Source organism: Acinetobacter lactucae, from assembly GCF_001605885.1.
GTDB classification, from domain to species: Bacteria; Pseudomonadota; Gammaproteobacteria; order Pseudomonadales; family Moraxellaceae; genus Acinetobacter; species Acinetobacter lactucae.
The window spans coordinates 21,002-27,127 of record NZ_LRPE01000018.1 but is presented as its reverse complement, the minus strand read 5'-3'; the positions used below and the strand labels follow the sequence as shown (position 1 = coordinate 27,127).

6 protein-coding genes are annotated in these 6,126 nt (G+C 35.5%); 4 read left to right on the top strand and 2 right to left on the bottom strand.

All coding sequences use genetic code 11. From position 1 onward, the window contains the following. Positions 1 to 109: 109 nt before the first annotated feature. Genes yfiR through yfiB form a run of 3 tightly spaced genes read left to right on the top strand, consistent with a single transcriptional unit; the run spans position 110 to position 2,336 of the window. Entirely contained in the window at positions 110 to 613 is a 504-nt protein-coding gene (gene yfiR, locus AWW73_RS18565) for a regulatory sequestration protein YfiR (protein ID WP_016143507.1), read from the top strand. Positions 614 to 618: 5 nt separating this feature from the next. Further along, positions 619 to 1,842: a diguanylate cyclase DgcN/YfiN gene (gene dgcN, locus AWW73_RS09115; protein WP_016143508.1), complete on the top strand. Its 1,224-nt coding sequence runs from the start codon at positions 619 to 621 to the stop codon at positions 1,840 to 1,842. 14 nt (positions 1,843 to 1,856) lie between these two features. Then, on the top strand, positions 1,857 to 2,336 hold the full coding sequence (gene yfiB / locus AWW73_RS09110) for an outer membrane lipoprotein YfiB (protein ID WP_031949374.1): 480 nt from the start codon (positions 1,857 to 1,859) through the stop codon (positions 2,334 to 2,336). Between the two features lie 51 nt (positions 2,337 to 2,387). On the opposite strand, the gene AWW73_RS09105 is transcribed toward yfiB, so the two are convergent. Continuing rightward, on the bottom strand, positions 2,388 to 3,398 hold the full coding sequence (locus AWW73_RS09105; RefSeq protein ID WP_016143510.1) for a metallophosphoesterase: 1,011 nt from the start codon (positions 3,396 to 3,398) through the stop codon (positions 2,388 to 2,390). A 106-nt stretch (positions 3,399 to 3,504) separates the two neighbouring features. Between AWW73_RS09105 and AWW73_RS09100 the strand changes: the two genes are divergently transcribed. Then, positions 3,505 to 5,130: a phospholipase D family protein gene (locus AWW73_RS09100; RefSeq protein ID WP_062849463.1), complete on the top strand. Its 1,626-nt coding sequence runs from the start codon at positions 3,505 to 3,507 to the stop codon at positions 5,128 to 5,130. Here the strand turns inward: AWW73_RS09100 and AWW73_RS09095 are convergent, their stop codons facing one another. Next, positions 5,131 to 5,940: a lysophospholipid acyltransferase family protein gene (locus AWW73_RS09095; RefSeq protein ID WP_057106798.1), complete on the bottom strand. Its 810-nt coding sequence runs from the start codon at positions 5,938 to 5,940 to the stop codon at positions 5,131 to 5,133. Between the last annotated feature and the right edge of the window lie 186 nt (positions 5,941 to 6,126).

Genomic DNA, 6,126 nt, shown 5'->3' with positions numbered 1-6,126 from the left:
ATACTTTTTAGGCTTTTTAGTCAATTTTAGATGAGATATTAAACTTTTTTTAAGTTATCAACTTCATGTAGAATAGATTATTCGTGCAATAGTTTGGCATTAACTCACCATGTGGCAGTTCGCTAAAAAAGTATTTGTTTGCATACTTGTAGTGTTTGCTACGAGTGGGCCTTGTTATGCCAATTCAAAACATAACTTCTATGTGCTTACTTTATCTATTTTAAGCTACAGTAAGTGGGAGAATGTAAATACTCCTACTCTTTGTGTGATTGATAACCCCTCTATTACATCTACCTTTCAATCATATATCCAGCAAATGTCTTATAATTATCGTGTTCAAACTGTAAACGCGAAAGATTTTGCCCGGTCCCATTGTCAGGCTGTCTATTTTTCTACGACCTCTCCACAACAACAGCAAAGCCTTATTCAGAGCTATCCTTATCGTTCTTTACTGTCTCTAAGCATTAATAATTCAGATTGCGAAATAGGAAGTATCTTTTGTTTATATACTCAAAATAATTACACTACTTTTAAAGTTAACTTAGATGCTTTAAGTCACTCCAAAGTTCATATTGATCCGAGAGTATTGCTCTTGGCTAAGAATGCGGAGTAAGGATAATGATATCAAAGTTGTATCAGTCCACTTCATTGCATGCATTATTTAGAAAATCTCAATTTACTATTTTTGCAATTACTTTTTTTATCTGCTCTTTTACGTTTGTATCGATTTCTGTTTTTACAATGGAAACTTACGCCAAACAAAATTTGCAATTGCTTAGCCATACGCTACTAGAGCGTATTCAGCCCGCAGTTGTATTTAATGACAAAATTACGATTGAGCAAATTTTGAATGAATATACGAATGACCATTCAATTCGTACTATTCATATTTATGATTCAGAACATCATTTAATTGCCCAAAGTTTTAAATTATCAAGTCAGACTTCAATTTTGGAAGGTTGGTTTGATCACTTATTTTTAAATGAGCCTGTTCATCTTAAAATTTATCATCATGAACAAAATGTAGGTGAACTTACACTTTTTGGTAGTTCTGAAAAAATATTGCAGTTCCTCAAAATGATTATGGTGGGGCTTGCGATTGCAATGTTATTTATTGTTTGTGCTTTGTGGTGGTCAGTAAACTTAACGTATCGTCAAATTATGCAGGCTATTTATCCGCTTACTAATATTGCTCAAATTGTAAGTGAACAAAAAGCTTATAATCTTCGTTTTCCTTATAATCGAATTAAAGAATTTCAAGATTTGAATACCGTTTTTAACGAGTTACTTGAAGAAATTCAGATATGGGACAATCAGTTACAAAAGGAAAATCGCAAATTATCCTTTCAGGCTCATCACGACCAACTCACCTTATTGCCTAATAGACATTATTTTTACCAAATCCTTTTAGACATGTTTGAGGATAAAGGTTTCGATAATAAGTCTGCCTTATTATTTATAGATAACAATAACTTCAAATCGATTAATGACCAATTTGGTCATTTAGCAGGAGATGAAGTTTTAAAGGAAATGGCGAATCGCCTGCAAACTCGTTTACGTCATCAAGATTTTATTGCGCGGTTAGGTGGCGATGAATTTGCTGTCATTTTGCATTCCATTAGTCATGCTGATCATTTAATATCTATTGCTGAAAATTTACTCGAAAGCTGTAAGGAACCTTTGCATCTGAATGGTCAAACGATTTACTTCAGTTTTAGTGTAGGTATTGCTTTATCACAATATGCATCTAGCCCCGAAGATTTCATTATGCAAGCAGATCAAGCAATGTATAAAGCTAAAAATTCGGATGAACACTGGTTTATCTATAAACCTGAAAATTAAATTTAGGCTAATCTATGAATACAAGATATTTAAAACTCTCCTTTATTGCATTGATATGCATTACTCTTGCAGGGTGCCTGAGTTTTGGTCCATTAAAATATCGTCAAGTAAAATTGCTCAAAAAAGAAGGTTTTGTTCTTACTGATGAGGGATGGACTTTAGGTTTACCAGAACGTTTGTTATTTGACTTTAATAATGCAGAGTTAAAACAAAGTCATGAAGCTGAATTAGTGCGTCTAGCTAGTCAACTCAATAAATATGACCTCAATAAATTGAAAATTGTGGGTCACACTGATGATGTTGGTGATGCTACTTATAACCAAAAGCTATCTGAAGAGCGCGCACAAAGTGTGGCAAACCTTTTCTTAGCTCGTGGATTTAAAAAAGAAAATATTTATGTGATTGGTCGTGGTTCAACACAGCCTTATGTGCCAAATACAACCAATGAAAATCGTGCAATTAACCGACGTGTTGCCATTGTCGTTATTCCATAAGTAAATTTAGTTCATAAAAAAAGCCAATCCTTTGTGATTGGCTTTTTTATTTTAAACTAGCTCAATAATATCAATGGTTGGCGGTACTCTAAACCGTAAAGGGATTCCAACCATTCCTGTGCCTACGGTTACAAAGACATCCGCATGCTCGTGAGAGTAAAATCCACGCTTATGACCTAAAATTGATACTTTTTTCATAATATAATTAGTCACCCATGGAAGCTCCACCTGCCCTCCATGAGTATGCCCAGATAACATTAATGGTCGACTCGGTAATTTAGGTACCATATCAACGGTATCTGGATTATGAGACAAAATTAACCAAGGCTTGTCTTGCGGTAAATCTGGCATAGAACGCATATCGGTTTTTCCTGCCCAGAGATCACCAATACCAATCAAACGAAATTCCTCAAAATCAACAATCTTTCCTTCGATATCAATTACTTCATTATAAAACAGTGCATCTTTTAATAGTTGTTGAATCGGCGGTCCAGGATATTGCTCATCATGATTTCCTGGAACCGAATATACAGGCGCCTGAATTTCTTTTAAAACACTTAACTCTTCAATTAATCTATCTTCAGGTTCATATGTCCAATCACCCGCGACTACAACTAAATCAGGTTGCTGCTCATTTAATTTTCTAACTATAGTTTTGAGCTGACGTTCATGTCCTGAAAATAAACCAATATGTAAATCTGCAATTAGTGCTACTTTTACTGGCTTATCAAAACTACGGTCTGGGTTTAAGCGATATTGATGAGTATCGACACGGACTAGATGAGGCTCGATAAATCGGGCGTAAATTAGCACACCACTCAAGAAAAAGATGAAAATGCCTTGATGAATTGAGTAGTAACCAATCCAAGCGGCGTATAAATTAAAAAACCAGAGAGGGATAAGTAGATAAGAGAGATAAAATGCGAGTAGATGCACAAAAGCTTTAAATGGATGAATCGTCTCGGTTCGCGATTGATGAATCCAAGCCTCAGAAATTCCCCATAAAGCAAGTATTGAAAAAATAAAATAAAAACAAAAAATGATTGAATTTGGATTCCACATTACGACTCTCGACTTATCTTGTATTGATTGCTAGTAATCAAATTCAATATTTATCTTTCAATATGCACGAATTATACTCTAGCTCACCTTATCGTATGTACTGATTATGGCACAATCCTTTCCTTCCAAACAGCTTCAAACGAATCAACAAGCTAAAGGCTTTTTGATAAAAGCCTCTATAGTCCTATGTTCAAGTTTCGCTGTGGGTTTGACAGGATGTAGCACTCTGCCAAAGCATGGTGTTGAGCCAGTACAATATGCAAAAGATATTGATACCTCTGAGACTTCACTTGCCAAAATTATTACACCTTTACGTCAGCAGAATCCTAAGTTAACGGGTTTCCATGTTTTAAATGATCCGTTGGAGGCTCTAGCAGCCCGACTCAGATTAATTGATAAAGCTGAAAAGACTTTAGATTTACAATATTACATTTGGGACAATGACAAAGTTGGAGCTTTAGCCTTGCACGCAATTATTCGTGCAGCTGATCGAGGTGTAAAAGTCCGACTTCTTATTGATGATAATAATGCAAAAAAAATGGAAGGGATTTTACTGGCCCTTTCTCAGCATAAAAATATTGAAGTTAAACTTTTTAATCCATACCGTTTCCGCAAATACCGTGCAATGGATATGGTGCTGGATTTAAAACGTATCAATCGTCGTATGCACAATAAAAGTTTTATTGCCGACAATGAAGTTGCCCTTATTGGCGGGCGCAACATGACCAATCAATATTACAATGTCAGCGATAGCTATCAATTTTCTGATGTCGATGTAATGTTAGTCGGCGCTGCTGTTGATGATATCGTCAATTCGTTCGATGACTACTGGAATCATGAATATGCATATTCAGTTCAAAGTATCGTAAGTCCTGAGCAGCACCGTTTACGCTATGAAGGCTTAAAAGAACAACTTGAAGCGCATTACCAGCAAGCTACGGTTCAAAACTTTCTAAATTTAACCTCAAAATCTCATGCATTTGATCAATGGTTAAATCACAATATTCGATTTGATTGGGTAAAAGCGGAAGTCGTTAAAGACTCACCTGATAAAATCAAATCAAAAGCTAAAAAAGAAGAGCACTTAAATTTTCAGTTAATTAATCACCTGGAAAAGCCAGAAAGTAACGTTGACTTAATCTCAGCCTATTTTATTCCTGAAAAACAAGGTGCTAAGATTTTAAGTACGCTTGCTAAAGACGGTGTTGAGGTTCGAGTTTTAACGAACTCTTTTAAAGCGAATGACGTCGCTGTCGTACATGCCTTTTATGGAAAATACCGTAAAGAGCTGCTTAAAAACGGCGTACAACTTTATGAGTTTTTACCGACACCCGATAAAAGAGATTTAAATAAAAATACGGATGAGCTTGCCACTAAAGCTAAAGTAAATATGAAAGGATTAAGCCGTTCAAGTTTGCATACCAAACTTATGGCATTGGATGAACAAGTTTTTATTGGTTCATTTAACTTTGATCCACGCTCAGCTTATTTAAATACTGAAATTGGTGTAATTTTAGATAGCCCCGCATTAGCTAAAACCATTCACCATACGATGGATGAAAATTTAAATAAGTATGCATATAAGTTAAAGCTCGATGCTAACAACCGTATTTATTGGCAGCAAGAAACTCCAAATGGTCCTGTAATTTATAGACAGGAACCAGAGATGAAGTGGTGGCAAAAAGCAAGCATGAAGTTTCTTTCATGGCTGCCAATCGAAGGATTTATGTAATTAATTTTTTGGCTTAAGTACTTTTTGATGTAGTTGGGCCAAACCTTCTACCATTTTTTCTTGAACTTCACGCGTTAGACTTTTGACATCATGTCCTTCCACTGAAATTGGAGGCAAAGTTAACAAATGAGCGGTTACCTTCGGCATTTCAAGTACACGTTGAATATGTTCGGCAAAAGTCATGTCACCAATAAATGGCGCAACTTTATCTAGCTCTCCATCGCGGTTTACATAGCAAATCAAACATACTTGTACCGGACGTTGTGCTTCAATCGCTGCACCCAGTAATCGTCCATGAACTTTTTTAACAGAGTGCCCATCTGTAGTCGTCGCTTCAGGGAAAAATAATACTGGAATATTCTGTTTTAAAAATTCAGTAATTTGCTCACGAATTCTGACGGAATCGCCAGATCCACGTTTAATAAATAAAGTTCCACCACTTTTGGCTAAGTTTCCGAGAATAGGCCAATTTTCAATTTCAGCTTTAGCAAGAAAGAAAACTCGCGCACCTGAACCTAAAACCGCAACATCTAACCAAGAAATATGGTTACTTACCCATAAAGCTGGTTCTCTCGGAATTGTGCCATGTACTTCTATATCTAAATTGAAAACCTGACATAAACGGCGGCAAAAATATTGGACATAACGTGTATTAACAGGATTATTAGGATCTTTATAAAGCCCATGTCGATAAACTAGATAAAAACCTTCACTAATTGCGGCCGTGGCAGAAGTGACCTTTTTTCCGTATAAACCTATTTTTGATAACTTCTTTAACGTTGAATTAACTATACTTTGCGTTTGAGCCATAAAATTTCACTAACGATTAATCTTTGTTATACCCATCTCAAGTCATTCTATACGTTTCAGAATAAACTTGCATTGACGTTAGAACACGGCAAATAAAATAAATCTGAACATTATATTGACTTCATATCACTAATCTAAAGGATAAGAACAAACGCTTTCCCCTTTTGCTTAAGTTTCCTCTAGAAT

Coding starts and splice junctions, on each gene's coding strand:
- yfiR (WP_016143507.1), top strand. CDS start 110: ATGTGGCAGTTCGCTAAAAAAGTATTTGTTTGCATACTTGTAGTGTTT.
- dgcN (WP_016143508.1), top strand. CDS start 619: ATGATATCAAAGTTGTATCAGTCCACTTCATTGCATGCATTATTTAGA.
- yfiB (WP_031949374.1), top strand. CDS start 1,857: ATGAATACAAGATATTTAAAACTCTCCTTTATTGCATTGATATGCATT.
- AWW73_RS09105 (WP_016143510.1), bottom strand. CDS start 3,398: ATGTGGAATCCAAATTCAATCATTTTTTGTTTTTATTTTATTTTTTCA.
- AWW73_RS09100 (WP_062849463.1), top strand. CDS start 3,505: ATGGCACAATCCTTTCCTTCCAAACAGCTTCAAACGAATCAACAAGCT.
- AWW73_RS09095 (WP_057106798.1), bottom strand. CDS start 5,940: ATGGCTCAAACGCAAAGTATAGTTAATTCAACGTTAAAGAAGTTATCA.